Raw genomic sequence first — 26,915 nt, 5'->3', positions numbered from 1 at the left:
AGGAAAACATACATATGAAATTTGAACGAATAGCGGTCATTGTTCTCGATAGTGTAGGTATTGGCGAGCTTCCTGATGCGGAGGATTTCGGAGATCTTGGTTCACATACGCTTGGACATATCGTTGAGAAAGTCCCGCAAACAAAGCTTCCACATCTAAGAAGCTGGGGACTTGATCGTATTGCTCCTATTCATAATTGGAGTGCTGAATCAGCTGCGCCTGCTGCTTATTATGGCAAAATGGCAGAAGTATCGGTAGGCAAGGATACGATGACGGGGCATTGGGAGCTAATGGGGTTGAAAATGACCGTTCCGTTCCAAACTTTCCCTGAGGGATTTCCTCCAGAGCTGCTGGAACCGTTTGAGCAGCGGACTGGTCGTAAAGTGATTGGCAACAAGCCAGCCAGCGGCACTGAGATTTTGGATGAGCTTGGCGCTGAGCAAATGGAGACTGGAGCTTGGATCGTCTATACCTCTGCTGACAGTGTCTTTCAAATTGCTGCACACGAGGATGTGATTCCACTTGAGGAGCTTTATAGGGCATGTGAAATTGCACGAGAGCTGACGATGGATGATCGCTTCACCGTCGGTCGAGTCATAGCACGGCCTTATGTAGGCGAGCCAGGCGCTTTTCAACGAACGCCGAATCGGCATGATTATGCTGTGAAGCCCCCGCAGCCAACCGTTCTGAATGCTTTGAAGGACGCAGGCTTTGATACGATTGCTATTGGGAAGATCAACGATATATTTGATGGTGAAGGCATTACATCGTCTACATCTACAAAAAGCAACGCAGATGGCATTCAAAAAACGATAGATCAGCTAAAGAAGCCATTTAACGGCTTGTTATTTACGAATCTGGTTGATTTTGATTCATTATTTGGTCATAGACGTGATCCCATTGGCTATTCAGCTGCATTGGAGGAGTTCGACCTTGCTGTGCCTGAATTGGTGAAACAACTGGACAAGAAGGATCTGCTCATCGTTACGGCCGATCATGGTAACGATCCAACGCACCCTGGCACAGACCATACACGTGAATATGTGCCAATATTGCTGTATAGTCCCTCATTTTCACAGCCAGCGCAGCTAAGCACTCGGTCAACGTTTTCGGATCTTGGTGCAACGATAGCCGAAAATTTTGGCATTGAGGCTCCGCCGAACGGATCCAGCTTTTTGTCGGAACTTAACGTTTCAGAATGATCAACTCTATTTTAAAAGTTTAGTTTACTAAATATAAAATTTGGAGGTACTAGAATGACTACAATTACTGCAGCAGGACTAACAGCAGCTCATATTAAGGAAGCTGCAAGGTTCATCGAAGCGCAAACGGAGCAAAGGCCTGAAATCGGGCTGATTATGGGTTCAGGTCTCGGTGTGCTTGGAGACCATCTTAAGGATGCGGTAACCATTCAATATCATGATATTCCACATTTCCCGATCTCTACGGTTGAAGGGCATGCTGGCGAGCTGCTAATTGGAGAGTTATCAGGAAAATCCGTCTTGCTCATGCGCGGTCGGTTTCACATGTATGAGGGCTATGGACCTGAGCTTACAGCATTCCCGGTTCGGGTAATGAAGGAGCTGGGTGTGAAAACACTGCTTGTAACCAATGCAGCTGGCGGTGTGAATATGGATTATGAAGCAGGTAATCTAATGCTAATCTCCGATCATATTAATTTGACAGGCAAAAATCCGCTAATTGGTCCCAATGATGATTCCCTTGGCGTACGTTTTCCAGATATGTCAGAGGCCTACAGCAAGCGTCTTCGTACGATTACACGCGATATTGCGAGGCAACAAGGCTTCACGCTGCGCGAAGGCGTATATGCTGGACTTCTCGGACCCACCTATGAAACGCCGGCAGAAATAAAAATGTTGCGAGTTATTGGCGCCGATGCTGTCGGAATGTCGACTGTTGCGGAAGTTATTGCTGCACGTCATTCTGGAATCGAAGTTGTTGGAATTTCATGTATTAGCAATATGGCAGCGGGTATTTTGGATCAACCGTTGTCACATGCTGAAGTAATGGAAACGACGGAGCGAGTAAAGTCCCAGTTTTTAGGACTTGTTACGGCACTAATTTCTGCTATTTAATGTTTTTTGTAACACAAATGTAATAATTGCGTCGACTCAATGTGACAGTGTTTTTTTTCGCGTTCGTCGTATAATGTCCATGATTAATGAAAGATGGAGTGGACGATGACATGGACAAGCAAGTACTCACGCAGATGGAGCAGTTGCGTAAAAAAATGGTTGATGCGGCTCTGTTGAATGAAAGCCTTCAGCATCTGGACGTACTCGTGTTAAGCCAATCGCTTGACGAGATTATTGTTCAGGTGCAGAGGGAGCGACGTGCATAATGAACAATTAAGAAATGAACTTGCGAATGGAGAGGGCAATATGCGGTCGGTAGATCTTATACAGAAGAAAAGAGATGGCGGCGAGCTGACCGCTTCGGAGTTAGTTTTTTTGATTGATGGTTATTCAAGAGGCGATATTCCTGATTATCAGCTGTCAGCTTGGGCAATGGCTGTTTATTTTCGGGGAATGACTCCAAAGGAGACGGCGGCGCTGACACTCGCTATGGCTAATTCAGGCGATCAGGTTGATTTAGGCCCAATTAGCGGCATTAAAGTGGATAAGCATAGCACAGGCGGCGTAGGCGATAAGACAACGTTGATTCTAGCGCCGCTAGTTGCATCTGTAGGCATTCCGGTTGCGAAAATGTCTGGTAGAGGCCTCGGTCATACCGGAGGCACCATCGATAAGCTTGAATCTATTGAGGGCTTTCGAACGGAGCTCTCGCGTGAGAAGTTTATGAATCAGGTTAATGAAATTGGATTGTCTGTTATTGGTCAAAGCGGTAATCTTGCCCCAGCAGACAAGAAGCTATATGCGCTGCGTGACGTGACGGCTACTGTAGAGTCGATTCCGTTAATCGCGAGCTCGGTTATGAGCAAGAAAATTGCTGCCGGCGCAGATGCCATTGTGCTCGATGTGAAAACCGGCAGCGGTGCGTTCATGAAAACGCTAGAGGCTTCTGAGCAGCTTGCGTTAGCGATGGTAAACATTGGAACTGAGGTCGGTCGAAATACGGCAGCGGTTATAAGCGACATGGATCAGCCTCTAGGCTTTGCGATCGGCAATGCTTTGGAGGTTCAGGAATCCATTGAAACGCTCAAAGGGAACGGCCCTGAGGACCTTACAGAGCTTTGTTTGACTTTAGGCGCGCATATGGTGGTGCTTGGAGGGAAAGCTGAATCCGTGGAGGAGGCTAAGCAGTTATTGAAAGTTCAAATTTCGAGTGGAGCAGCTTTAGCGAAGTTTAAGGCTTTTATTTCTGCACAAGGCGGCGACGCTTCAATTGTGGACAATCCCGCTCTGCTTCCTAAGGCGCCAATCGTTCTTGAAGTGCAGGCAAAGACCGCTGGTTTTGTAAATGCTATAGAAGCAGAGCAGCTTGGTATAGCTGCGATGCTATTGGGAGCGGGAAGAGCTACCAAGGATTCAATTATTGATTATGCGGTCGGGGTCGTATTGCGCAAAAAGGTTGGGGATGCAGTGGAGGCTGGCGATACACTCGCTTTGCTGCATGTACGCGAAGCTGACGAGTCCGTAAAGGAGGTGTCAGAGCGTGTGCTGAATGCCTTTGACATCCAAGCCGAGAAGGCTGAGCCGCGTGCTCTATTGTTATCGGTTATTACAGCAGAAGGCATCAAGCGCTATAGTTAAATAATGATTGTTTTAAGAAATCCGTCTCTTTTTATAAGAGGCGGATTTTTTTGTTGTGCAATCATCTTTCTTTTGGAATAATTTTCAATCTAAAAGTCAACACTAAAAAGAGAAATATAAGCGAATTGCGTCGCAATCGACTTTTGCTTCACAAAACTTTAAGCGAATGCTTACGAAGCTAGTTTTGCTTCACAAAACTAAGCGAATGCTTACGAAGTTAAGTTTTGCTTCACAAAACTTTTTAGGAGGAGATCAAGTTGAAAAACCGTTCTATCAAACTATGTTTATTAATACTCGTATTTACGATTGCAATGCCTGCAGCTGTTTTTGCAGCTGTGGAACCAACACCGCCTCCGACCAATCAGGCCCCAGCGGTTAATTTGGCTGCGTCAGCTCGGTCTGCAATTCTAATGGATGCTGACAGCGGGACGGTTATTTTCGAGAAAAATAGCCATGATAAGCTTCCCCCAGCAAGCATTACTAAAATTATGACGCTTCTTCTCATTATGGAGGCGCTCGATGATGGCAAAATCAAGCTGACGGACAAGGTTCAGACGAGTGAATATGCTGCTTCAATGGGAGGCTCTCAAATCTTTTTGGAGCCAGGCGAAGAAATGTCCGTAGAGGATATGATCAAAGGCATTGCGCTTGCTTCTGGCAATGATGCGTCAGTGGCTATGGCCGAGAAGTTGGCTGGCACAGAGCAGCAGTTCGTAGCGATGATGAACGAGCGGGCCCAGCAGCTTGGCATGAACGATACACTATTTTCCAATCCGAATGGTTTGCCTGTAGCAAATCACGTATCATCAGCGCATGATATCGCAGTTATGTCCAGGGAATTGCTTAAGCATTCCGAAGTTACGAAGTATACGGGGCTTTATCAGGATTACTTGCGCAAAACGTCTGCCAAGCCGTTTTGGCTCGTGAATACGAATAAGCTGGTTCGTTTCTATAATGGCGCTGACGGCTTGAAAACAGGCTTTACAAGCGAAGCCAAGTACTGCTTGTCGGCTACTGCACAGCGGGACAATATGAGGGTCATTGCAGTCGTAATGGGTGAGCCTGATACAAAAACAAGAAACGCTGAAGTATCGCAAATGTTCGATTATACCTTCGCACAATATATGAACCACTCCATTATTAAAGAAGGTGACTCAATGGGTACACTGCAGATTGAGAAGGGCACAGCACCAGAGCTTCCGCTTGTCGCCAAGCATGCTTATAGTGTGCTGCTCAAGAAAGGCAGTCAAACGAAGGATATTCGTTATGAGCTGAAAATCGATGGTCCGCTCAAGGCTCCTATCCAGATCGGCCAACCTATCGGCAAGCTTGTTGTTTATCAAGGAGAACAGGTTATAAAGGAATTTGATGTTGATGCTCCGCTTTCTATCGAGCGTGCAGGCTGGTGGAAATTGATGAAGCGATCGGTGTCCGGATTATTCAAATAGTGTGACAAACCCAATGCTCCAGCGGAATAGCACTGCGTATTTTGTCAGCTCATAGCTGTATGCTTCTAGTTTTGTCGACATGCAGGAATCCGTCAATCATTTAGAGAATTGCTAGTTCTATCTCGGCAAGTGTAAACGTCTAAGCTGTTCTTAAGCTGAGCAGTCAACGTTTCACGGTGAAATGTAAGGAAGGAATACAGCTTGCTTCTATTCTTACTTATATTTGAAATAACCTAGAGGAGATGAACAGCATAATGAGTCTGCAAGCAGAGTTGGAGCAATACCGCAATGTGCTGATCGTGAGGCTTCGGGGTGAGCTGGATCACCATACAGCCGACGTCGTTCGTTTCAAAATGGAGGAGGCCATCCTCCGTGGCAACAGTGAGCATGTGATTCTCAGCTTGAAGGAATTGCAATTTATGGACAGCTCCGGGCTAGGCGTTATTCTCGGAAGGTATAAGCAAATCAAGAGCAAGGGCGGAAAGATGGTCGTTTGTGACGTAAATCCGAATGTTCATCGCTTATTTGAAATGTCTGGCCTGTTCAAAATATTGACGATTCACGATAACGAACGAAACGCAATTTCCAGTTTGGAGGTGGTGTCATGAACGGGTCCAATGAAATGACGCTTTCCTTCAGCGCTCGCTCGGAGAACGAAGCCTTTGCACGAATCGCAGTTGCTGCATTTGTGTCACAGCTTGATCCGACGCTTGAGGAGCTGAACGATTTGAAGACAGCAGTATCAGAAGCTGTGACGAATGCGATTATCCATGGCTACGAGAGTGATTCTTCCTGCTTAGTAACGATAGAAGCAAGAATCGAAGGGGATTTTGTGTCTATTGCAGTGTCGGACAACGGTCTGGGCATTGAAGATTTAGAGCTGGCTCGTCAGCCGCTGTATACATCGAAACCTGAGCTGGAGCGTTCTGGAATGGGATTTACGATTATGGAAAACTTCATGGATCGCTTTGAGGTTACAAGTAGGGTTGATGGCGGGACTCGCGTAGCTATGCAGAAACGAATCGAATCGAAAAAAGCGCTCTACAATTAGCGTATAGGGGTTGAACGTCATGGATGTCAATCTAAAGCAGTCAGCCCAGCCATACTTGGATGACGCGGAAGTTAAGCGGCTCATTGCATTAAGTCAATCCGGCGATACGCTTGCAAGGGATACGCTTGTGCAGTGCAATATAAGGCTGGTTTGGTCAGTTGTGCAGCGCTTCATCAATCGAGGCTATGAGCCAGAGGATTTATTCCAAATTGGCTGTATCGGATTGCTGAAGTCGGTAGATAAGTTCGATTTGTCCTATGATGTGAAGTTTTCAACGTATGCGGTTCCGATGATCATAGGTGAGATTCAACGGTTTTTGCGTGATGATGGCACTTTAAAAGTGAGCAGATCTCTGAAGGAAACCGCCAATAAGGTACGCAAAATGAAGGATGAGCTTTCCAAAACGTTAGGTCGTTTGCCTACGATAAGCGAGGTTGCAGAGCGTCTCGGCATTACACCAGAGGATGTGGTTTTTGCCCAAGAGGCTAATAAGCCGCCGACATCAATACACGAAACTGTGTTTGAAAACGACGGCGATCCAATTACGCTGATGGATCAAATAGCCGATGAATCTCAGGATCGCTGGTTTGACAAGCTTGCGCTCGTTGAAGCCATTGAAGGCTTAAATGAGCGGGAGCGGCTAATTGTGTACTTGCGATATTATCGTGACAAAACACAATCAGAAGTAGCGAGCAGGCTGGGAATTTCGCAGGTGCAGGTGTCGCGGCTGGAGAAAAAAATATTGCAATTGATCAGAGACCAAATCGCCCTTTGAGGCGATTTGGTTTTTTTCTATTTATTACCTCTATTTGCATGAGTATCCGAATCGTCCTTTTCTCATACTAAAAGGGAAACAAACACCAAAGCATAAGCAGAAGGGAAGCTGACAGATGGCAACATCCAGGCAATCGATCCTTTATCTGCGCCTAAAAAAACGTATTTACATGAAACCGAATCAAAGCGTCAATCTGGGGCAAGCTGCAAGGCTGCTGGCTAAGGATGATGAGCTTGAAATGAGATTGAAGGGGCTCATCCTATACAAGCATAAAAAGGCGGATGGCAATCGGGTCGTCATCGACCTGCTGCAAATCGTCAAGGGCATACGAGAGATGGAGCCGGGGCTTACTGTTGAGGCTTACGGAGATCCTCAGGTGCTGGTCATGGTTGCAGAAAAGCCAGTTAAGCCACGTATTCCGGTGCTCATCCTTGCATGGCTCCTTTTGTTTTTTGGGGCAGGACTTGCGATCATGAATTTTCATACGGACGTTAGCATGAAAGAGGTGCATATTCGAATCGTTGAGCTGATCACTGGCAAACGAGAGGAGCATCCTTTATGGTTCCAGATCCCGTATTCGCTCGGTATAGGGCTTGGAATGGTATTGTTTTTTAACCACTTGTTCCGCAAAAGGTTCAACGAGGAGCCGAATCCGCTTGAGGTCGAGCTATATATGTACCAAGAGAATGTAAATGCCTACGTGATTGCTGACGAAATGCGTAAAAAATCAGATTATGACCAAACGAGTGGTAATCAGCATGATTAGTGCGATCAGTAATGTTTTTGTAGCTTTGCTAGGCTTGGCTGGAGGTCTTGCAGTAGGCAGCGGGCTCGTTGCACTTTTGGTCGTGCTGGATCTCGTTCCGCGATTAGCTCAAGTAGCTAATGCCTACCGAATGTCGGCTTGGTTTGAATCAGCGGTCATTTCCGGTTCGCTATACTGGACGTTTGCAGATTTTATGAATTGGAAATTGTTTTTGCCCGGGGGCGCGCTTTTAAGTGCAACGGGTCTTATTGATGGGATGTTTATTGGGATGCTGGCTGCTGCTTTAACAGAGGTATTGAATGTACTGCCGATTTTGGCGAAAAGAATGAATTTATCTGACTATATGGTAGCTCTTGTTATGGCAATGGTGCTTGGAAAGACACTTGGCTCTTTATTTGATTGGCTAGTGTTCCAATGGTAATTGACTAAATATGAGGTGAGTGTGTAATGAAGGATAATCAATCAGGCTATGGTCACGATGGAGCGGAAAATGAAATTCCTTCGTTTGCAGGTATTTTGAAGGATCAGCAGCTGGAGGAATCAGGCGAAGCGGACAATAGCAGCTCGTTTGCAAGCTCTAAAGAGAAGCCCAGCAACGAAAGTTCGGGCTCGAAGAAGGTAGGAGAGCAGGAGAAAGCACCGATACCAAGTGCGATAGATGATATATTATTGCGATTGGAAAATGAAATAGGTTATAAAATGAGCTTTGATGTTGTCGTCAGGGAGATGACCTTTGGCGAGCGTCGAACAGCTATGCTTTGCATGAACGGTTTGGTTAAAGATTCGCTTCTAACTGACGTGCTTACGAGGCTTTCCTATTTGCAGCCAGAGGAGCTCTCAGTTGATGCGTTTCACTCCTTCATAGATCTCTATGTGCCTGCTGCACAGGTTACGAAAGAAGAGAATTGGAACAGCATGCTGACGGGCGTATTGTCTGGCGGAACAGCATTATTTATTGATGGTGAAACAAGTGCGATTATGATCGATGCCAAAAATTTTCCTGCGCGTGGATTAGAGGAGCCGTCACTTGAAAAAGTCGTCCGCGGCAGCAGGGACGGCTTTGTTGAAACGTTAATGGTTAATATTTCACTCGTCCGTAGACGGCTGCGGGATCCGCAGCTTCGCTACGAAATCGTTAGAGTAGGCGAACGGACACAGACGGATGTTTGCATCGCTTATATCGATGATATTGTAGATAAAGAACTACTGAAATCAGTTAAAGATAAAATTTCCATGGTCAAAATAGATGGATTGCCGCTTGCGGACAAGCAGCTTGAGGAAGCAACGGTGAAGCGGGGCTGGAATCCGTTCCCGCTCGTTCGCTATTCTGAGCGACCGGATACGGTAGCTTCACATTTGCTTGAGGGCTATGTCGCCGTGTTCGTGGATACCTCACCTAGCGTTATGACGCTGCCTACGACCTATGCTGATTTAATGCAGCATGCCGAGGAAAATCGCCAAACGCCATTTATTGGAACTTATTTGCGCTGGGTAAGATTCATCGGTATTTTTGCCTCGTTATTTATGCTGCCGCTGTGGCTGCTATTTGTGATGCATCCCGAGTTCAAACCGCCGGCCCTTGAGTTTTTAGGCCCTAACAAGACAGCTAAGCTGCCTTTAGTTGTTCAGTTTCTTCTTGCGGAAATAGGGGTCGATTTGCTGCGCATGGCATCGGTACATACGCCAACCTCACTTGCGACAGCCATGTCTTTAGTTGCTGCGATTTTGATCGGTGACATAGCTGTGCAGACTGGCATTTTCGTAAATGAGGTTATTTTGTATATGGCTGTCGCGGCTATCGGAATGTTTGCAACACCGAGCTATGAGCTTGGACTTGCTAATCGTATTGTAAGGCTTGTACTGATTGTTGCGGTGGCAGCCTTCAGTGCTCCAGGTTTTGTAATTGCAACGACCGCTATTATGCTGCTGCTGACGATGGAGCGTTCGTTCAACCGGCCTTATATGTGGCCAATCATCCCGTTTGATCTAAAAGCGCTTTGGAGCATTTTCATTCGGCAGCCTGTTCTGTACAATCGAACAAGGCCAAATAATTTGAGGGTACAGCAGCGGGATAAAATGCCTGAAACGGAGTAAAATCATAAAATGCAAATGAAATGTGGATTTATCCATTTCGCAAGGCGGGTAGATTGCGTTATACTGTTGCTATTAATGCAAATTCTATCCGTTCTATCTGTTTACAGGTAGAAGAAAGCTGAGGGGAAATTATGTACCTGCATGGAACTAGTGAAATTAACACAAAAGGACATTTAGAGATTGGTGGCTGTGATGTAGCTGATTTGGCTGCACAGTTCGGTACGCCACTTTATATTGTTGACGAGGCTCTAGTACGTCAACGCGCAAGCGAGTATATCGAAGCATTTAAAGCTTCAGGACTTCGTTTTCAAGTCGCTTATGCGAGCAAAGCATTCAGCGTAATGGCTATGTGTGCGATTGCTGAGCAAGAAGGACTGTCGCTTGATGTTGTTTCTGACGGAGAGCTATATACAGCAATGCAAGCGGGATTCCCTGCGGAGCGCATCCATTTCCACGGCAACAACAAAACGCCGGAAGAAATTAATATGGCTCTTGATGCAGGCATTGGCTGTTTTGTAGTAGACAATTTCTTAGAGCTTCAACTACTGAACGCACTTGCTGGCGACAAAGGTAAAAAAGTGAATATTTTGCTTCGTATTACACCAGGTGTAGAAGCTCATACACATGATTACATCTCAACAGGCCAACAAGATTCCAAGTTTGGCTTTGATCTTGGCAATGGTGCAGCAAAGCAAGCTATTCAAGAGGCATTAACTTTGCCTAACCTCATTGTTTTGGGCGTTCATTCTCATATCGGTTCACAAATCTTTGAGGTTGAAGGCTTCCGCATGGCAGTAGACAAGGTTGCTGATTTTGCAGTGGAAATTCGCAGTGAGCTCGGTCTCACTTTTAAAGTGATCAACCTTGGCGGAGGCTTCGGCATTCGTTATGTTGATGGAGATACTCCGTTGCCAATCAGCGAATACGTAGCCGCTATTACTGGTGCAATTATAACGAATTTCAACAATGCGGAGTTCCCGCTGCCTGAAATTTGGGTTGAGCCAGGTCGCAGCATGGTCGGAGATGCAGGAACAACCTTGTATACGGTCGGCACGAGCAAAGACATCCCAGGCGTACGTAAATACATTGCTGTTGATGGCGGTATGACGGACAACCCTCGTCCTGCTCTTTATCAGTCGCAATATGAAGCAGTGCTTGCAAATCGTGCGAATGAGCCCGCTCAAGAAACGGTATCTATTGCAGGGAAATGTTGTGAAAGCGGCGATATGCTTATTTGGGACTTGGAATTGCCTAAAGCTGAAAATGGCGATCTGCTTGCTGTTTTCTGCACAGGTGCTTATAATTATGCTATGGCTAGCAATTATAACCGTATTCGTCGTCCTGCTGTCGTATTCGTCAAAGACGGTCAGGCAGACCTTGCGGTTAAACGCGAATCTTTGGAAAATATTGTATGCAATGATGTCATTCCGGCAAGACTTCAAAAATCATCGCTTGCGAAATAAGGGCGAAATTGGTAACGTAGTCTTATCTGGATAAAAGAAAGGTAGATGCAGCAATGGCAAAACAAGCAAAAATCACACTAGCAAACGGCGGAGAGGTTCTAATCGATCTTTTTGATCAAGATGCTCCGAACACAGTAGCCAACTTCGAGAAGCTTGCTTCCGAAGGATTCTACAACGGTCTTACTTTCCACCGCGTTATTCCAGGCTTCGTCGCACAAGGCGGTTGCCCTAATGGTACTGGAGCTGGCGGCCCTGGCTACACAATTAATTGTGAAATCAACCCAAACAAGCATGAACGCGGTTCACTAGCAATGGCACATGCAGGCCGTAATACAGGAGGAAGCCAGTTCTATATCGGTTATGCACCACAGCCGCATTTGGATGGTGGACATACTGTTTTCGGTAAGGTTTCTAAAGGTATGGAGTTTGTTGATGCTTTTAAAGGCGGAGACAAAATGGAAAAGGTTGAAGTCGAAACCATTTAATGATAAGATACTAACTATAATTATGTAAGTGCAGCTTCCTTCGGGGTCAGAACATCATCCCTGAAAATAAAAAAACCGCCAGTCCCTTGATACATAAAGGACTAGGCGGTTTTTATTTGGTTGTAAAATTGATTTGGTAGGGTGTTTGGTAGGGAATTGGTAATAATAATTAGCCGTGAACGGTCACGACTGGAATCAATTCAATAGTTTGTCCAACGAATTAACAGCTTCTTCTTGCATATTGGGTAGCATGTGTGAGTACGTATCCATCGTTATTGCTATTGATGAATGTCCCAGCAGTTCTTGCACTACTTTAGGATGCGTGCCATTGCTGAGTAGGAGGGAGGCACACGTATGTCTCAAATCATGGAACTTGATGTAACGCATTTCAGTTTTCTTTACGATTAGCCTCCACATTCGGTTGAAATTACCGAGGCCGATAGGCTCACCATTGGTCTGACAAAAAATCAAGTCCAACTCTTTGTAATTGTTTTGTGCAAATTCTAATTCTTCGTTTGTTCGGTACCTTTCCGTCGCGCCCCAACGTTCCTTAATCATGAACCCACGATGCTTCTTTAATTCCGCTGATACAACCGCCGATATTTTAATTGAACGACTAGAAGATAAGTTCTTCCCGCCATCTTTAATTCTTCTTTTAGGCTTGAGCGTTTGGCGTATGGAAATGAGCCCGTTTTCGAAATCGATGTCTTTCCACCTTAAACCAAGTATTTCTCCTCTTCTCATACCAGTGTAAATAGCGAGCACATACATTGCGTGGAATCTGTTTTCGATTGGTGCTAAGCGTTCAAAAAAATTCTTCACTTCGTCTTTCGTCCAGTAATCATGATTGACTTTATTAACCTTAGGAATTGAACCCTTATCCATTTTGTCGAATGGATCAGTCCCAATCAAGTCCTCGATTTTCGCTGAGGTGAAAGCTGTTTGTATGAGATTGTAAATCTTCTTGATTGTACCCTCTGCGAGCTCCGTATCTTCCTTTTGCATATACTTAATGAAATCCTTGATGTCTTGGACAGTAAACTTTTGAAGCATGATGTGACCTATCTGTGGGATGATGTGCACTTTCAAATGACTTTGGTTTGTGAGTCGTGTTTCAGGGGAAATATCTTGTTTGTCTTTTAACCATTGAGTCATGAACGTGCCTACAGTAAGCTTGGTTGGGTCGATATAAGTACCCTTGTCCCATTCTACTCGTGCCAGGCGCTCAGCATCCCTCGCAGCCGTCTTCCCCGTAAACCCTCTTTCTTTAATCGTCTTCCGCTTGCCCTTACGATCCTTAACTTCGAAAGCGTAATAATAATGAGTTTTGCCGCGTTTTAAATATTCGTATACAGGCATCAAATAACACCGTCCTTTAGATGCCATTATAATTATAGTTCTATAGATAAGACAAGTTTAATATGCGCCTATCGTGTCAATAAGAACTATTTCGTTGTAAATTAGCATCAAAACATTTCTTGTTTCATCCGAAAAAGCTATAAATCGCTAGGTCATATATGCGTTATAGTTATAACGCAGGAAAAAATAAAAAAGCAGCGAGGGTTAAACCTCCTGCTCTTTTACATATTCAATTAGCTCGCCAACCTCTTCGACACCTAGAGCGATAGCAATCTTCTCCAAGTTTTCAGGAGACCACGCTTTCGACTTATTATCAGCCATATCTAATATCGTTGGGTACCTTACTCCTGCAAGCTTAGAAAGCTGATTAGCATTTAAATGACGAGCGTGCATCAGCTCATTAATTCTTAATCTAAACATTTCATCATCTCCTCGAATTCATTTTATACGATTACCGTAAATAAATCAACGAATAACGTAAATAATATTACGAATATCGTTGACAAAGTAACGATATTCGTATATAATTAAGATAGAAAGCGAGGGAGAAGCTTTCGGAAAGGGTGAGAAGATGAAGGATTGGGTAGGGCTCCTAACCGCAATCATCCAACTGGTGACAGCGACAATGCTGGTTGGATTAGCGGCAAAGGACAAAAAGAAAGGAACCCCACGCAAGCGCCGCAAACGCAAGTAAGGTTCCTCGGAGAGATCGCTACCACGATCTCTCCACCCAATCTTAACATATAGCATGATTAAAATAAATGGAGGGATCGCGATGAACGTAATCACATGGATCGTAATAGGCGCTGCATTGGCTCTCAGCATCATTGCATTGGTGAAGGTAGTAAGGAATCGAAAATAGCCCAGTGAGGCATTGGAGGCGTTAGATGATGTCAAAGGTTATCGAGTTTCCTGCAGATCGTATCACGAAAGGCGTACACACTTACTTCCCTGAGATGAAGGAGCGCAAGGTTAATGCTCAGATCGAAGCCATCCTGAGTCATTATGGCAATCACTACTTCATCGACACACAGCTTGAGCTCAAAGGAAGAGGGATATCATTCCTCAAGATTTATGTGCCGGATGATTTTATCCGTCCTAGCCACAAAGCAGGGTGGCACTCTTACAAGGTCACGTCAGCAGCTTTCGAAAAACTCAAGGAACAATACTCGATTAGCATGGAACGAATACTCGATTAACCGCCTGATGAGTCCGCAACGGAAGCGGACGAAACCATATCGTTGATGCTAACGGTATGGTCGCGGATCTCCGCCACGAGCTGGCCGTGCATGGCTGGCCTTAACATATATTGTTCTTTGATAATTTCAATCATTTGTTAACTCTGGTACATAAATGGTAATTATATGTTAAAAGTACAAATATTTGTCTATCAGTCGCCACCAATAGATAAGAAGACAAACAAGTGTAGCACCCAACACAAACAAGTACCCATCCCAGCACTAGGCAGGCTTTGAGCCGTAAGGACTCCTACAAATCTGCGAGGGTATCACAGCGGGCATGCTGCTCTTTTTGTTTCCTACCGTAGACAATATGTAGTCGATACGATTGTCGGGGGTGATCTATTATCTACGCTAGGCGCTCACATTTGACGTAAGAACGTATGTTTGGTGTCTGATCTTGTAATTGGACGTCGAAACGTATAAGCTCTTAAAACGGCATTGCAGAGCGTCTAGTGATGTGCAACATAAAATTGGATTGTTCAATCCAGTTGGATTAAGCGACGTCTCAGCTAGCCCCGTAAGTTCGGTTGGCTACCCATTTCAGTGGCTGCGGGGCATTTAATTTAATGATCGAGGTGAAAGTGTTGAATCAGCAAATTGAAAATAACTTTTCTTACCATCCTCCAAAAGAGGGTCAACCAGCAAAGTGTGAGGCAATTCGTTCGCTGGGTAAGGGAATGGCGATTGCTGTTGATGAACTGACTCCCGATTCAAGGGAGAAGTCTCTGGCGATAACCAAACTCGAAGAAGCGATATTTTGGGCTAACGCAGCAATCGCAAGAAACGAATAATAAATCGTGGTGGCGGAAGAGAACGCTGAGACTATAAAGCAGATACGCATTGGTGAGCCCCGGCGCAATCTACAGGCGCGGAGAGAGAAAGTTGTGCTCCCACTGACTGATTGTAGAGGCGGATTGAGGCCAGAAAGTAGTAAACTACTGCCCGTTATAAAATGCTGCTATTCATGGGAGAATGGCCCATGACCACGAGTGAACGCTAATTAGGGATAGGCTTATGAGGATAATAGTCCGAGGCCGTTTAAACTTCATTCCGAAGCTGGCGCATTGGCGGTAGGCGCATGTAATAAATTACCGCTCTTTTATATGTCAGGTTTACTCTTTGGAAGAGGATAGACACGGAAAAGAGGGTTCGATTCCCTCCACGTTTTAAGCGACTTGATAAGCGCACTGGTGGTTTGTTAACATTCGAGATAGGTATCCAGTGTAAAACGTTTTGGTATGCGACACGGTTCAAATCCGTGACCTGGCAACAATATTGCTATTCCCAATGGAGCCAATCTTGAAGGAAATTAGAGTTTTACGTCGAATCCTTGTTTAAGTGAAAAGGAGGAGATTTGTTATGATAGTCAGAGATGAGATTATTGACGATCACCGCGTTGTGGGTATAATTACTGAGGACAATACATGGTTTTTAGCAAAGTTATCTTTGACTGCGCCTAACGGAGAAACATTTCACTACGAACGAACTACTGCGGATCGCAACACTGCGCTATGGTATATTGACGACACGATCAAGGCTCTTTCAGAGGTGAAAGATGCACATTGATGATTATATCGGGCTTGTGGTTGTGTTGGAGCTCGACACAATGATGACCCACGAAGGATTTTTGGAAGATGCTGAGGGTACGCATGTAAAGATTTCAAATGGTGAAGATGTTTGGGTTATACCGAGGAATGAGATTTTAAAGATTACGCCGATTAGAGCGAAAAAATTTATGTTAAAGTGAGTCGTCCGTGTGGCGGCTTTTTCTTTAGTTCCGCACTTAGGAGGTCGGAGTAAATGCTTGTTACGATCAAAAAAACGGGAAATGATTTATACAATATCAGCACAAACGATATAGCCATAAATGACGTGAAGGTTAAATTAGAGTTTCACGGACGTTATATTGAGCGAGTCTTGGTACTTCGCGCGACATTTCCGGAAGGGACATCAAGCGTAGAGTTCGCTAAAATGTTTCAAGGTAAAAACGCTCTTTTCGAAGTAGTTGGGCTGCATGAACGATTCAACGGGGCATTTTATGTGGGAGATGCAGTTGACCACGAATTGATGTTGATTAAGAAAGAAACCGTGCACTCAGAAGGGTTTATTGAAGCTCGTGATTCTTTTCATGATTTACGAGACGAAATTGTGAAATTGTTTAGACTTAAAGAAATAGCGAGTTGGTTGGAACTGAAAATATTGAAGGTTAAAGGTCGCTGAGCAAGCGGCTTTTTCTTTTGCCCAAAAACGAGGAGGTGTGAGTAATGGCATTGAAGATATCGAAAAACGTAGGTTTGACGGATATTGTTTCGGACGTAAATCCAATCACAACGGAGCATCCGATTACCGGTTCTGCGGTCGCTGTCCAGCTTTGGTTATTCAACGATGCTGCAGATAAGCGCTACGAGGATGTTTTAATCGACCCAACAGACGCAGTGAGCACCGACGAGTCGACATGGGTGCAACTCGCGCCTGACAATGACGGAGTTGCTGGAACATACCTAGCAGGCGGCGCGGCGCTAACGATGGCTAATATCTCAGACAGTGACGTAGCTAATCCGTTTTGGATGAAAGTAACAACTCCCGCGGTTGGCGACACTCAGAATAAAACGGACATCAAGCTTACTGTGACAGCAAAAGAATTCGCGGTGTAGTATGAAGCATTCCATTCGCGGGGCGATCAATACAGTTGACGGTGCGCTAATAATCATCGCAGAGATCAATAAATATCAGTTGTGGCGTTTGGTGACTGCTGATTCTATGGACAACGATGGAAACGATGCATTCACATTCGAAGCTTGGGTAAACGTCGAAGCTGACAAGGTTGCTTTATTTGACGGTTTAAAGCCTTTTGTCGATACGTGGGGTGGCTGGATAGATTGGCACGAATGCAGCCATGACGAGGCGACCACGCATCCGTGCGTCATATCCGAAACGTATACAGGGGGCTAGGGTATGGCCTATTATCTCCAAATGGACGGCGTGGATGATAGATTAGTTCTCCCGTCTATGACGTTCACGGAAATAATTATAGATTTCAAGGTAAATAGCAAAGATAATTTCGAACGGTATTGGTCACTCCCACTGGGCGCTGAGTTTTTCCAAGTAGCGAGCGGTGCGGTAAACGATCAGTGGTCAGCGGGCGTCAGCGCTGTTTATCGTGACGGTGTATCGCAAACCAACTTGACACCTGTAATGACGATAGGTGTAAGAAGTGTTGTGAGATCAGTTATAGGTTCAGCCAAGACCGCCATTCTATCAATTTTCGCTAATGGGACGGGCAATATCGCCCATGGTGACATATATGACGTTAAAATTTATAACGGGGCCGTGCTTCAAGCGCACTATGATATAGCGCAAGGCAATGTCCAAGATCAATCAGGTAACGGGAGACACGCAACGTTAGTCGGCGGTACGTGGGTTGATGATGGTCCAAGTGAGCCTATAGGCGTTGATGTGTCGTATGTTTATGCGACTAGACAAACCATTAATGCAAGTCGGACGTTAGTGACTTCGACCAAGCAAGTGATGCATGCCAGCAGGACAACTGCAGCCGCTACCAAACAAAGCGTTTACGAGAATCGTTCAACCGCTTATGCTACGATGCAGAGCCTTTATAGTGACTATATCGCGTTTGCAGCCAGTTACCCTATACGAGTGCGTACGAGCGCTCAGCGATCGTATCAGCACGCAGTTAAAGTAGTTGTGAGTAAACAGGGACAATCTTCATTCGCGATGCTTCAGCAGCAATACGCAGACCATTCCAGTGTGCTAAGTACAAGGCAAACGATTAGCAAAGATACAACAACGGACGTTGCTCTTAAGCAAGTCGTAAGCGGTCAGCGGTCTTATTCGTATGCTGTGCACATCAAAATTTACGATGCAGACAAAACGATTATCAAGAGGGTTCGGCTATCTGCATCTAGGGTGCTCAGAGTGCAATTACAGGCATCGAAGGTAACGAGTGTACAATTGCGAGGTGAATTAAAATGACGGCACGTAATCAAAACTTTGTGATGTACGCAGGCGATACGGTGGAGATCGAGGTACCAGTTGCAAATACAGATTTAACGGGTGTGACGATCAAATGGGCGATGAAGCGATCAGTAAAGGGCGATAACACATTGTATCGTGAAACGCCTTCTGGCATAGAGATAACTGATGCAGCTGCCGGCATATTCATGATCAAGCTTGAGAGTATCGACACCAAAGATTTGATAGGATCGTTTTATCACGAGGCTGAGCTAATGGATGCTATTGGTAACGTATCGACGATCATGACTGGTACAATCACCATTAAGCCAAGCGGCGTATGATAAAAGGTATAAACGAGAGCAATACAGAGTACGAACGTATGTTAGGTGCTTTTAGTGGTCTAAATCGTCAACGGATGGTTTGACTCCAAAATGTACCAATCATATAATGATCTTGTTCTTACTCCAAAGTTGCAAAGTACGTATATCTTTAAACCTAATCGCCGTACTACGGCGTACCTTGCCTTTAGTGAGGAGCGGAGCAACCTCATGATTTATGTAGCTCCCACAGCCAAATTGACGTTAATGGAGGACTGGTTTTTGTGATTGAAGCAAAACTCGAAGAAATCAGACAGATACGCAAAGGTATGAGCTGGGGTTCGCAAGAGCAAGGTATTCCTCAGCTAACAGATAACGAAGTGTTTCTGCTAGAGATGGTGGAGACGCTGCTCCTAGAAAACGAAGAACTTAAAAAACGCTAAGTCGCCCATATGAGCGGCTTTTTTTATTGCCTTGAAAGGGGTTGGGGACGGTGGAAATAATCAGCGATACGACGGAACGCATCCGATTGATTCAGTTCGATGGGAGTCGCGAAGAACGGCTAGAAGTAACCGCGACGATGGAAGCAGATGGTTGGCAAGTAACGCGTTCTAGGCTCAATGACGTTGGCATTTGTGTCGAGTATAGGAAGCAAGTGGATGGCTCGTAAGAAGGCGGAGCCAAAGGAAAAGAAGCCAACAACCAGCAGGCCGGAAGTGCAGACGCTCACCGTCACATATAAGTGCGGGCATGAGGGCCAGCGACGCGAGATCGTTTATCCTCATGCTGGCATTTCGCACACGCTCAGTTGGATTAGAGGAAACGTCAAATGTAAGGAGTGTTACGCGCATGCTTAAAGAGTTTCGTTGTAGCAATTGTAATAAGCTTCTTGGTAAGATAGAAGGCAAAGCAGAGATCGTTTGTACACGTTGTAAAACCATGAACAAATACGAAGGAGAGACGCCAGATGTCCTTGTACCAAGAAATCATTCAAGCAGTAATTCAAGCTGAGAGCGAGCGCGAACCTAGTGATATCTTCGCGATTCGAATGGCTCCAAGCGTTTTTCACGAACTCAACTCAGACAAAGAAAATGCCCATCACATAACGTTGGATTTAGAAAAAGGATTTAATATGCTAGACGGCAGAACAATTGTCATTGACCGAAAGATTCAAGGATGGGAAATTATAATCACATGAACCAGAGACCCTAGAGGCCCAGTGTTCGGTACGCTATTACAGGTGCTGAGTGCTGGGCCTTTTTTGTTTTCTACGGTAATCAGGAATGTGGGAGGTGTTATGGTGAAAGTCGCTGAATTGATCGAACGGTTGCAAAAGCATGACCCTGAGTTACCTGTTTATCTTGAAGATACGGAAGGGACTTTCAAACTCGAAAAGGTTGTTTTTTTTGAGCCTCAAAAATGGGGTTGTGCGGACGATGTTAAAGAGTGGCACGTTTCGCTATCAACATCATGAAACCATGGGCTAAGAAGTTTTACAATTCGAAAGCCTGGAAGGACTGCCGCAAAGTCAAGATAGCCGAGGTTCATGGGCTCTGCGAACGTTGCCCGAACCCTGGCTACATTGTCCACCATACAACCTATTTGACACCAAAGAACATCAACGATCCTTGGGTATCGCTTAATACAGCGCTTCTAGAGTACGTCTGCAGAGATTGCCACAACGAGGAACACATGGGCACAGCAGAGCCTATAACGGCTCAGGGAACGGCGTTTGATGAGTACGGCAATCTGATAAAGGTAGGTGAGGGGTTTGAAAGAGATACTGTTTAACTTGAATCAAATGGTTAAGGTGAAGCTTGATCCTACAGGCGTCGAGATAATGCGCAAACGTCATGATGACCTTCACAATAGAGTTATGGCTCGGAATGGGAAAGGCATTGATCCTTTCAAGCTTAAGCTGGATGACGAAGGGTTTACGCCTTTTGTGGCATGGGAGTTCATTCAGATATTTGGTGAGCATGTAAGCATTGGTTTCCAACCGCCTTTTGATATAAACATCAAACTTATTTGTGACTAAGGGAGAGTGGCAAGCTTGAATAAACATTTTTATGAATGTGCAAGGGCTGGTTGTTTCTACACGACTATTGATAATAGGGATGGGTTGGCTTGCCCTGAGTGCAGTGCGGCTTTAATCGCGGTTCGCGAAGCTGCGCGCGGAGAAATGATCAGGAACGGCAAACAACCATTAAAGCAACCGATACCACTCAATACAAAGGCTTCGATTGACGATAAGCTGCAATACTTGGATAGGCTCACAACACTATACGGAACAGTGAAGATCAACGGCATTCATTTGGACATCGCTAACCGCATGGAGAAAGTTTGCGACAGCATCGAGAAGGACTTAGCATTATATGATTTCGATAGCAAAGAGCGGCTTGCAAGAGGCGGTTTCGTATCTACGGCAATAGATATTAATAGCGAGAAGGTAGCTAAGCTGATTGCTGATGCAGTAGCACATGCTCTACAACCTAAATTAGCTAGAGGTGGTTATGTGAAGGGCTTACCCTGTGGTCACAGATCAACGGATGTTGTCATTGGCGAGCCTGATGAATAGGGGTGAGTGAATGATGGGTGGCAGTAAAGATGATTGGTTCCTGTTAATACCTATCCTGTTTGCAGTCGGTGCTTTCGTGGTAGGCGCATGCTTCCTTGCGATAGTAATAGCAATCACATGGGCGCTTATGGGCGTCCTTTTTTAATGCAAAGAAATCGACTAATGCAATCATTTACGCGAAAAATAATTATATTTATTTTTGAAAAACGCTTGACTTTTCGATTTTCCATCAAGGGGGATTAAGGAAATTTTCATCAAAATACCCCCCCCTTTCGACTTTTGGGGCAGGGCTAGGCTAAGACCGCCGCTTCCCATTCAAAAAACGCGCAGGGCGCGCACATGACCCCCCCTACCTAATCACAGGAGGTGAAAAATTTGTCCAAGCCAAAATTGACAGCGGAGCAGCGCGTAAAGAACAAGGCAGCCGGCTTGAAGAAAGCGAGAGTTACAAGGGAAGTAAACCGACTTAGCGCGATATTCGCGAAGTTGAGCAAAGATACTCGATCGGTAGCTGAGGGGCTTATCAGGCGAGCTGCCTATATGCGTGTGACGCTGGAAGATTACGAGAAGGACATTGACTCCGGTGGTTCTGTAGAAATGTTCAAGCAGACGGAGAACGCGCCTACGTATGAACGCGTTCGTCCTGTGGCTCAGTTGTACAATACGCTATCGAAGAACTATCAAACAATATGCAAGCAACTCACAGACCTGTTACCTAAGGACGATCCTTTGATTAATCTTGAGGCAGACGATGGGTTTGATGCGTTCGTCGCTAAAAAGTCTTGATGGAAGGAGGCGGCAGCGATGGGTGCGCTTAGAAAGGAATATCCTTTAGCTCATAACCCAATTCTTGATTACTGGGCACAAATTGAAAACGGGACCGTGACTGTAGGTGACAAAGTTCGCCGAATGTACCGCAAGCTCGCTGCCGACGTCTACGATCAAGATTCCGTTTATGAGTACAGTCCGTCACACGCCAACCACGCCATCGAGTTTATCGAAAACTTTTGTAAGCACTCGAAAGGTAAGTGGGGCGGCAAGCCGATAGACCTTGAACCATGGCAGCAAGCTTTCATAGCTGCGACGTTTGGATTCATCCATAAAATTGACGGGACCCGCAAATACCGCGAGGTCCTTTTAGTTGTCGCCAGAAAAAACGGAAAATCCACCATTGCGTCCGGTATAGGACTGTATCTCCAAATAGCAGACGGCGAGGCAGGCGCAGAGGTTTATGCCTGCGCGACCAAGAAGGATCAAGCAAAGCTTGTATGGATGGAAGCTAAGCGAATGGTTAACAAGTCGCCAGCGCTCAGGAAACGCATAAAGCCGCTAGTGAGCGAATTGGTAGGATTGACCAACGATAGTACCTTCAAACCGCTAGGAGCTGATAGTGAGACGCTGGATGGCTTGAATGTCAGCGGTGCGCTAATGGATGAGATTCACGCTTGGAAGGATAAGAACCTATACGACGTTATTGTCGATGGTACGAGCTCGCGGGAGAATCCATTAATCGTCATGATCACGACGGCGGGTACGGTGCGTGAGGCCGTCTACGATCAGAAGTATAACGAGGCAGAGGACAAGATAAAGCGACTTGATCATGCTTATCCCGACGATGAAGAGGACCCGTACGAACGTTTCCTGCCAATCATCTATGAGCTGGACGACCGTAAAGAATGGGTTGATCCTGCATGCTGGCCTAAAGCTAACCCAGGACTTGGAACGATCAAGAAGGCTGACCAGCTCGCTACAAAGGTAGCCAAGGCCAAGGCAAATCCGAACCTTGTTAAAAACTTGCTGACGAAGGATTTCAACATTAGAGAGACTAGTGCTGAATCGTGGCTCACATTTGATGAAGCGAAAAATGATACAGTTTACGACATTGAGCAGCTGCGCGGTACTTATGCAATCGGTGGCTCTGACTTATCCAGTACAACGGACTTGAGCTGTGCAACATTGCTGGTCATGAAGCCGGATGACCCAACAATATACGCGATACAACAATACTTCATTCCTGCCGACTTGCTTGAAAAGCGAGTGACTGAGGATAAGATCCCTTATGACCTATGGGCTGATAGAGGTCTTGTGACGCTCTGTGATGGCAATAAGATCGACTATAAGGACATCACTGCATGGTTCAATAAAATGCACCGTGAATACGACATAACGCCTATGATTATCGGATATGACCCGTACGATTCGAAGTATTGGACGGATGAAATGACCGAAGAAGGTTTCAAGATGGAAGTTGTCCGGCAGGGTGCTTTAACCTTGAGTCAGCCTATGAAAGAGATGCACGCGGACCTGTCCGGCAAACGAATTAATTATAACAACAATCCGTGCACATTCTGGAATCTGACGAACACGGCGGTTAAATATGACGACAACGACAACATACGCCCGATTAAGGGCAAAAACCAGCGGGCTCGGATTGACGGGGCCGTTTCTTTGTTGATTGCCTACACCGTCCTTTACAACAACATGAACGATTTCAAAGCAATGATCTAGACCATTACGAGCGGGTTCTCGTTATGGTTATTTGTCATGGGGAGGGGGTGAAATTTTGAAAGAGAAACGTTCTTTCTTCCAGATGATATTCGGCGTGAACAGGCAGCCGCCGCGAAATAGCACGCAAATGCAAATGCTCAACAGCTCGCCTATCTTTCATGACTTTTCTGGCGAATCGTACGACAGCGATACTGTGAGAGCTACCGTTGACGCTTTCGCTAGAAATGTCGGCAAGCTTAAACCGAAGCACATAAGGAGAATGGGCGGAAAGATCAAGGAGACTTCCTCAGAAATCGAATGGATGCTGCAAACGCGGCCCAATCGTTTTATGAACGCTTATATCTTCTACTACCGCCTGGCGACTCAATTCTTAATGGCAAATAACGTGTTTGTTTGGATAAGACGCGACGAGAACAACAAGATTGAGGGGTTTTATCCACTCACGTCATCGAACGTCGATTTGGTGAATACAAGCGTAGGAATGGCTGTTAGATTCCGTTTTTACGATGGCAAAGAGTACGTTGCGCCATACGAGGATGTCGTTCATCTGCGGAGATTTTACTTTAATAATGACATGTTTGGCGAGCCTAACCGTACCGCGCTTACTCCGATTCTCAATCTTATCTCGGTGACGAATCAAGGTATAGCTAATGCCGTTAAAACGTCCGCTATGCTGCGAGGAATCTTGAAATTCACTGGGATGATTAAAGATACGGACATGGAAAAGCAGCGGCAAGACTTTCAAGACAAGTATTTATCTGCTTCCAACAACGGCGGTATAGCTGCTACGGACTCGAAAGCGGAATACGTCGAGTTAAAGTCAGATCCTAAAATGATCGACGAAAAACAAATGTCAGCTATGGAAAACAAGGTCCATAGCTATTTTGGCACAAATTCTAAAATTGTTCAGTCCAATTATTCGGAGTCAGAATGGAATGCTTTCTATGAATCCATGATTGAGTCATTCGCGCTACAAATGGGATTAGAGTTTACGTACAAAATTTTCAGTGATCGAGCTCAGGGTCACGGGAATGAAATCTTATTTGAAGCCAACCGGCTGCAGTATGCCAGTAACGATACCAAGGTCAAGATCATTGAAACATTGGTTGACCGTGGCATGATGTCAATCAATCAAGGGCTTGAGGTATTTAACCTTCCGCCTGTCGAAAACGGCGAGAAGCGGATTATGAGCTTGAATTTTATAGATGCAGACAAAGCCAGCGAGTACCAGTTGGGCAAGGTAAAGGGCTCAGCAGAGCCACCAAAAGTGAAAGGGGGTGAGAAGAAGAATGACGATAACGGAGAAACGTGAATTGCCTGACTACAAAGTTGAGATCCGAGAGTCGGAGGAAGGCGTTAGAACCGTTGAAGGTTATGCCGTTAAATGGGACACACTTTCTCAAAAACTCGGATACTGGCGCAGATTCCAAGAACAGTTTAACAAAGGGGCGTTCACTAACTCCCTTGCTAACTTTGACCAGCGCGCGTTGTGGAGTCATGACACGAACCAAGTGCTAGGCAGGACGAAAAATGGAACTCTGCGACTCACTGAGGATGAAGTGGGGCTGCGCTTTGAAATAGATTTGCCTAATAGTCCAATGGGTGACAATGCCTATGAATCTATCAAGCGCGGAGATGTAGATGGCGTAAGCTTCGGCTTCCGGCAAAAGGTAGAGGAATGGGACGAGAAGGACCCTGACAACATCGTCCGCACTGTCAAGGAAGCTGACTTGTTTGAAATCAGTCCTACGGGCTTCCCGGCATACCAGGATAGTGAAGTGGATGTCCGCAGTGAGAAGGACCCGTACAAAACGTACAGCGACGACAAGTTACGCCGTAAGAAATTGCAACTAAAAACTTTGTGTTAATCCGAGGAGGATATTATATATGAACCGTATCCAAGAAATCTTAAATCGTTTGACAGAAATCCGCTCCGCAGTTGATTCTGCTACCGAAGCAGAAATTACAGCATTCGAAACAGAAATTCGCGATTTGAACGCTGAAAAGACTTTGCTCGAAAAACGTGCCGCATTAAAGGGTGGTATCCCTGCAGCTACGCCTCCTGCAGTTGAAAATCCAACTATTGAAGAAAGAGATAAACTGGAAGTAGCAGACAAGTATTCCACGATTGATTACCGTACTGCGTTCATGAATTTCTGCAAAACGGGCGCTCCGTTGGCTGCTGAATACCGTGCCGATGCATTCACGAGCACTACTGATTCCGCGGCTGTAATCCCGACGACCATCGTAGACGAAATCATCCGCAAGCTTAAAACATACGGTCAGATCTTTGATCGCGTACGTAAGCTTAACATCAAAGGCGGCGTGAACATTCCGATCTCGTCGCTTAGCCCTACTGCGACATGGATCAATGAGACAACACCTTCTGACCGCCTTAAAGTACCGGCTAACACTTCGGTATCGTTTAGCTACTATGGCTTAGAGTGCAAGGTTGCTGAGTCGCTACTTTCCGAAACGGTTACACTGGCGAGCTTCGAATCTACTATCATCACTTTGATTGTTGAAGCGATGACCAAAGCGCTTGATGTCGCCATCTTGAATGGCAGTGGCGCAGGACAACCGCTCGGGATTACTTTGGACACACGCGTCCCAGCTGCTCAGATCATCACACTTACATCTGCGGACTTCGTGGCATGGGATTCTTGGAAGAAAAAAGTATTTGGGAAAATCCCATTGACTTACCGTGCAGGCGGTTCATTTATTATGGCTGCCGGTACGTTTGAAGGTTATATCGACGGTATGGTAGACGCTAACGGTCAACCAATCGGTCGTGTTAACTACGGCATCGTCGACGGACCGCAAGAACGTTTCGGTGGTCGTGAAGTCATCTTGGTCGAAGATGATGTTGTTAAACCGTACGATACTGCTGCGACCGGTGATGTTGTTGCTGTGTATGTTAAACTCTCGGACTACGGAATTAACAGCAACATGCAAATGCAAATGTACCGTTGGTTGGATCACGACAAAAACCAATGGGTGGATAAAGCAATCTTAATCGCTGACGGCAAACTGATCGATCCAAACGGCGTTATCATCGTTAAAAAAGGAGCTTAACAACAACGCGCTTCAGCCCATTGGTTGAAGCGCGTATTTTGATTGG

General features: G+C 45.5%; 36 protein-coding genes. 33 read left to right on the top strand and 3 right to left on the bottom strand.

The genetic code is table 11. The features are described 5' to 3' along the window. Positions 1 to 14 precede the first annotated feature (14 nt). The 13 genes from deoB to MHI37_RS18445 all read left to right on the top strand — a co-directional run bounded on the left by deoB (position 15) and on the right by MHI37_RS18445 (position 11,816). A complete protein-coding gene (gene deoB / locus MHI37_RS18505) occupies positions 15 to 1,202 on the top strand; it encodes a phosphopentomutase (protein ID WP_076336514.1) in 1,188 nt (395 codons plus the stop codon). A 54-nt stretch (positions 1,203 to 1,256) separates the two neighbouring features. Further along, on the top strand, positions 1,257 to 2,096 hold the full coding sequence (locus MHI37_RS18500; protein ID WP_076336513.1) for a purine-nucleoside phosphorylase: 840 nt from the start codon (positions 1,257 to 1,259) through the stop codon (positions 2,094 to 2,096). A gap of 110 nt (positions 2,097 to 2,206) precedes the next feature. Beyond that, positions 2,207 to 2,362, top strand: a complete 156-nt coding sequence (locus MHI37_RS18495; RefSeq protein ID WP_144023659.1) for an aspartyl-phosphate phosphatase Spo0E family protein — start codon at positions 2,207 to 2,209, stop codon at positions 2,360 to 2,362. Positions 2,363 to 2,402: 40 nt separating this feature from the next. Then, on the top strand, positions 2,403 to 3,734 hold the full coding sequence (locus MHI37_RS18490) for a pyrimidine-nucleoside phosphorylase (protein WP_076336547.1): 1,332 nt from the start codon (positions 2,403 to 2,405) through the stop codon (positions 3,732 to 3,734). A gap of 257 nt (positions 3,735 to 3,991) precedes the next feature. Then, entirely contained in the window at positions 3,992 to 5,182 is a 1,191-nt protein-coding gene (locus MHI37_RS18485; protein ID WP_256710489.1) for a D-alanyl-D-alanine carboxypeptidase family protein, read from the top strand. A 254-nt stretch (positions 5,183 to 5,436) separates the two neighbouring features. Beyond that, entirely contained in the window at positions 5,437 to 5,790 is a 354-nt protein-coding gene (spoIIAA, locus tag MHI37_RS18480) for an anti-sigma F factor antagonist (RefSeq protein WP_076336511.1), read from the top strand. Beyond that, positions 5,787 to 6,233: an anti-sigma F factor gene (gene spoIIAB / locus MHI37_RS18475; protein WP_076336510.1), complete on the top strand. Its 447-nt coding sequence runs from the start codon at positions 5,787 to 5,789 to the stop codon at positions 6,231 to 6,233. Before spoIIAA ends, spoIIAB begins: the two co-directional genes overlap by 4 nt. Before the next feature lie 19 nt (positions 6,234 to 6,252). Beyond that, positions 6,253 to 7,008: an RNA polymerase sporulation sigma factor SigF gene (gene sigF, locus MHI37_RS18470; RefSeq protein WP_076336509.1), complete on the top strand. Its 756-nt coding sequence runs from the start codon at positions 6,253 to 6,255 to the stop codon at positions 7,006 to 7,008. A gap of 115 nt (positions 7,009 to 7,123) precedes the next feature. After that, positions 7,124 to 7,774, top strand: coding sequence for a stage V sporulation protein AA (locus MHI37_RS18465; RefSeq protein WP_076336508.1), 651 nt, complete (start codon positions 7,124 to 7,126; stop codon positions 7,772 to 7,774). Continuing rightward, positions 7,767 to 8,195 carry a stage V sporulation protein AB gene (locus tag MHI37_RS18460; protein ID WP_076336507.1) on the top strand — a complete coding sequence of 143 codons (429 nt, stop codon included), beginning with the start codon at positions 7,767 to 7,769 and terminating at the stop codon, positions 8,193 to 8,195. The genes MHI37_RS18465 and MHI37_RS18460 overlap by 8 nt, the downstream gene beginning before the upstream one ends. A gap of 26 nt (positions 8,196 to 8,221) precedes the next feature. After that, entirely contained in the window at positions 8,222 to 9,868 is a 1,647-nt protein-coding gene (locus MHI37_RS18455) for a spore germination protein (protein ID WP_083676205.1), read from the top strand. 131 nt (positions 9,869 to 9,999) lie between these two features. After that, positions 10,000 to 11,331 (top strand): diaminopimelate decarboxylase, encoded by a 1,332-nt coding sequence (gene lysA, locus MHI37_RS18450; protein WP_076336506.1) that lies wholly within the window; start codon positions 10,000 to 10,002, stop codon positions 11,329 to 11,331. Between the two features lie 53 nt (positions 11,332 to 11,384). Continuing rightward, on the top strand, positions 11,385 to 11,816 hold the full coding sequence (locus MHI37_RS18445; protein WP_076336505.1) for a peptidylprolyl isomerase: 432 nt from the start codon (positions 11,385 to 11,387) through the stop codon (positions 11,814 to 11,816). Positions 11,817 to 12,011: 195 nt separating this feature from the next. Here MHI37_RS18445 and MHI37_RS18440 read toward each other — a convergent pair whose 3' ends face one another. The 3 genes from MHI37_RS18440 to MHI37_RS18430 form a co-directional block, all read right to left on the bottom strand. Beyond that, positions 12,012 to 13,175 (bottom strand): site-specific integrase, encoded by a 1,164-nt coding sequence (locus tag MHI37_RS18440; protein ID WP_076336504.1) that lies wholly within the window; start codon positions 13,173 to 13,175, stop codon positions 12,012 to 12,014. Between the two features lie 204 nt (positions 13,176 to 13,379). Continuing rightward, positions 13,380 to 13,595, bottom strand: coding sequence for a helix-turn-helix transcriptional regulator (locus MHI37_RS18435; protein ID WP_076336503.1), 216 nt, complete (start codon positions 13,593 to 13,595; stop codon positions 13,380 to 13,382). A 45-nt stretch (positions 13,596 to 13,640) separates the two neighbouring features. Then, positions 13,641 to 14,072, bottom strand: a complete 432-nt coding sequence (locus MHI37_RS18430; RefSeq protein WP_076336502.1) for a hypothetical protein — start codon at positions 14,070 to 14,072, stop codon at positions 13,641 to 13,643. On the opposite strand from MHI37_RS18430, the gene MHI37_RS18425 reads away from it, so the two are divergent. From MHI37_RS18425 to MHI37_RS18330, 20 genes are all read left to right on the top strand, one after another. Then, complete coding sequence (locus MHI37_RS18425; RefSeq protein ID WP_144023658.1) at positions 14,063 to 14,374, top strand: hypothetical protein; 312 nt, start codon at positions 14,063 to 14,065, stop codon at positions 14,372 to 14,374. The two genes, MHI37_RS18430 and MHI37_RS18425, sit on opposite strands and share 10 nt — an antisense overlap. Positions 14,375 to 15,000: 626 nt before the next feature. Continuing rightward, entirely contained in the window at positions 15,001 to 15,207 is a 207-nt protein-coding gene (locus MHI37_RS18420) for a hypothetical protein (RefSeq protein ID WP_076336545.1), read from the top strand. Between the two features lie 568 nt (positions 15,208 to 15,775). After that, positions 15,776 to 15,982 (top strand): hypothetical protein, encoded by a 207-nt coding sequence (locus tag MHI37_RS18415; protein ID WP_076336500.1) that lies wholly within the window; start codon positions 15,776 to 15,778, stop codon positions 15,980 to 15,982. Further along, on the top strand, positions 15,972 to 16,163 hold the full coding sequence (locus tag MHI37_RS18410; protein ID WP_076336499.1) for a hypothetical protein: 192 nt from the start codon (positions 15,972 to 15,974) through the stop codon (positions 16,161 to 16,163). Before MHI37_RS18415 ends, MHI37_RS18410 begins: the two co-directional genes overlap by 11 nt. Before the next feature lie 53 nt (positions 16,164 to 16,216). Beyond that, positions 16,217 to 16,636, top strand: coding sequence for a hypothetical protein (locus tag MHI37_RS18405; RefSeq protein WP_076336498.1), 420 nt, complete (start codon positions 16,217 to 16,219; stop codon positions 16,634 to 16,636). A 44-nt stretch (positions 16,637 to 16,680) separates the two neighbouring features. Further along, positions 16,681 to 17,070, top strand: a complete 390-nt coding sequence (locus MHI37_RS18400) for a hypothetical protein (RefSeq protein WP_076336497.1) — start codon at positions 16,681 to 16,683, stop codon at positions 17,068 to 17,070. 1 nt (position 17,071) lies between these two features. Then, the gene (locus MHI37_RS18395; RefSeq protein WP_076336496.1) at positions 17,072 to 17,368 is read left to right on the top strand and encodes a hypothetical protein; all 297 of its coding nucleotides are present in this window, start codon (positions 17,072 to 17,074) and stop codon (positions 17,366 to 17,368) included. A 3-nt stretch (positions 17,369 to 17,371) separates the two neighbouring features. Next, positions 17,372 to 18,409 carry a hypothetical protein gene (locus MHI37_RS18390; protein WP_076336495.1) on the top strand — a complete coding sequence of 346 codons (1,038 nt, stop codon included), beginning with the start codon at positions 17,372 to 17,374 and terminating at the stop codon, positions 18,407 to 18,409. Then, positions 18,406 to 18,732 (top strand): hypothetical protein, encoded by a 327-nt coding sequence (locus MHI37_RS18385; RefSeq protein ID WP_076336494.1) that lies wholly within the window; start codon positions 18,406 to 18,408, stop codon positions 18,730 to 18,732. The genes MHI37_RS18390 and MHI37_RS18385 overlap by 4 nt, the downstream gene beginning before the upstream one ends. A 260-nt stretch (positions 18,733 to 18,992) precedes the next feature. Continuing rightward, positions 18,993 to 19,151, top strand: a complete 159-nt coding sequence (locus MHI37_RS18380) for a hypothetical protein (RefSeq protein ID WP_179090192.1) — start codon at positions 18,993 to 18,995, stop codon at positions 19,149 to 19,151. Positions 19,152 to 19,201: 50 nt separating this feature from the next. Next, positions 19,202 to 19,378 carry a hypothetical protein gene (locus MHI37_RS18375; protein ID WP_179090191.1) on the top strand — a complete coding sequence of 59 codons (177 nt, stop codon included), beginning with the start codon at positions 19,202 to 19,204 and terminating at the stop codon, positions 19,376 to 19,378. A gap of 297 nt (positions 19,379 to 19,675) precedes the next feature. Then, on the top strand, positions 19,676 to 19,906 hold the full coding sequence (locus tag MHI37_RS18370) for a hypothetical protein (protein WP_076336492.1): 231 nt from the start codon (positions 19,676 to 19,678) through the stop codon (positions 19,904 to 19,906). A gap of 99 nt (positions 19,907 to 20,005) precedes the next feature. Then, positions 20,006 to 20,182 (top strand): hypothetical protein, encoded by a 177-nt coding sequence (locus MHI37_RS18365; protein WP_179090190.1) that lies wholly within the window; start codon positions 20,006 to 20,008, stop codon positions 20,180 to 20,182. Positions 20,183 to 20,479: 297 nt separating this feature from the next. Continuing rightward, positions 20,480 to 20,746 carry a hypothetical protein gene (locus tag MHI37_RS18360; protein ID WP_144023656.1) on the top strand — a complete coding sequence of 89 codons (267 nt, stop codon included), beginning with the start codon at positions 20,480 to 20,482 and terminating at the stop codon, positions 20,744 to 20,746. 15 nt (positions 20,747 to 20,761) lie between these two features. After that, complete coding sequence (locus MHI37_RS18355) at positions 20,762 to 21,286, top strand: hypothetical protein (protein WP_076336490.1); 525 nt, start codon at positions 20,762 to 20,764, stop codon at positions 21,284 to 21,286. A gap of 375 nt (positions 21,287 to 21,661) precedes the next feature. Continuing rightward, positions 21,662 to 22,072 carry a hypothetical protein gene (locus tag MHI37_RS18350; RefSeq protein ID WP_256710488.1) on the top strand — a complete coding sequence of 137 codons (411 nt, stop codon included), beginning with the start codon at positions 21,662 to 21,664 and terminating at the stop codon, positions 22,070 to 22,072. Positions 22,073 to 22,090: 18 nt separating this feature from the next. Further along, positions 22,091 to 23,794 (top strand): terminase TerL endonuclease subunit, encoded by a 1,704-nt coding sequence (locus MHI37_RS18345; RefSeq protein ID WP_076336489.1) that lies wholly within the window; start codon positions 22,091 to 22,093, stop codon positions 23,792 to 23,794. Positions 23,795 to 23,849: 55 nt separating this feature from the next. Next, positions 23,850 to 25,106, top strand: a complete 1,257-nt coding sequence (locus tag MHI37_RS18340; protein WP_083676202.1) for a phage portal protein — start codon at positions 23,850 to 23,852, stop codon at positions 25,104 to 25,106. Continuing rightward, positions 25,084 to 25,662: an HK97 family phage prohead protease gene (locus MHI37_RS18335; RefSeq protein WP_076336488.1), complete on the top strand. Its 579-nt coding sequence runs from the start codon at positions 25,084 to 25,086 to the stop codon at positions 25,660 to 25,662. Before MHI37_RS18340 ends, MHI37_RS18335 begins: the two co-directional genes overlap by 23 nt. A 19-nt stretch (positions 25,663 to 25,681) precedes the next feature. After that, positions 25,682 to 26,869 (top strand): phage major capsid protein, encoded by a 1,188-nt coding sequence (locus MHI37_RS18330; RefSeq protein ID WP_076336487.1) that lies wholly within the window; start codon positions 25,682 to 25,684, stop codon positions 26,867 to 26,869. Positions 26,870 to 26,915 lie beyond the last annotated feature (46 nt).

The organism is Paenibacillus sp. FSL H8-0548 (assembly GCF_038630985.1).
Lineage (GTDB): Bacteria > Bacillota > Bacilli > Paenibacillales > Paenibacillaceae > Pristimantibacillus.
Note: the sequence above shows the minus strand (reverse complement) of the source record. Positions and strands in the feature narration are given on the sequence as shown.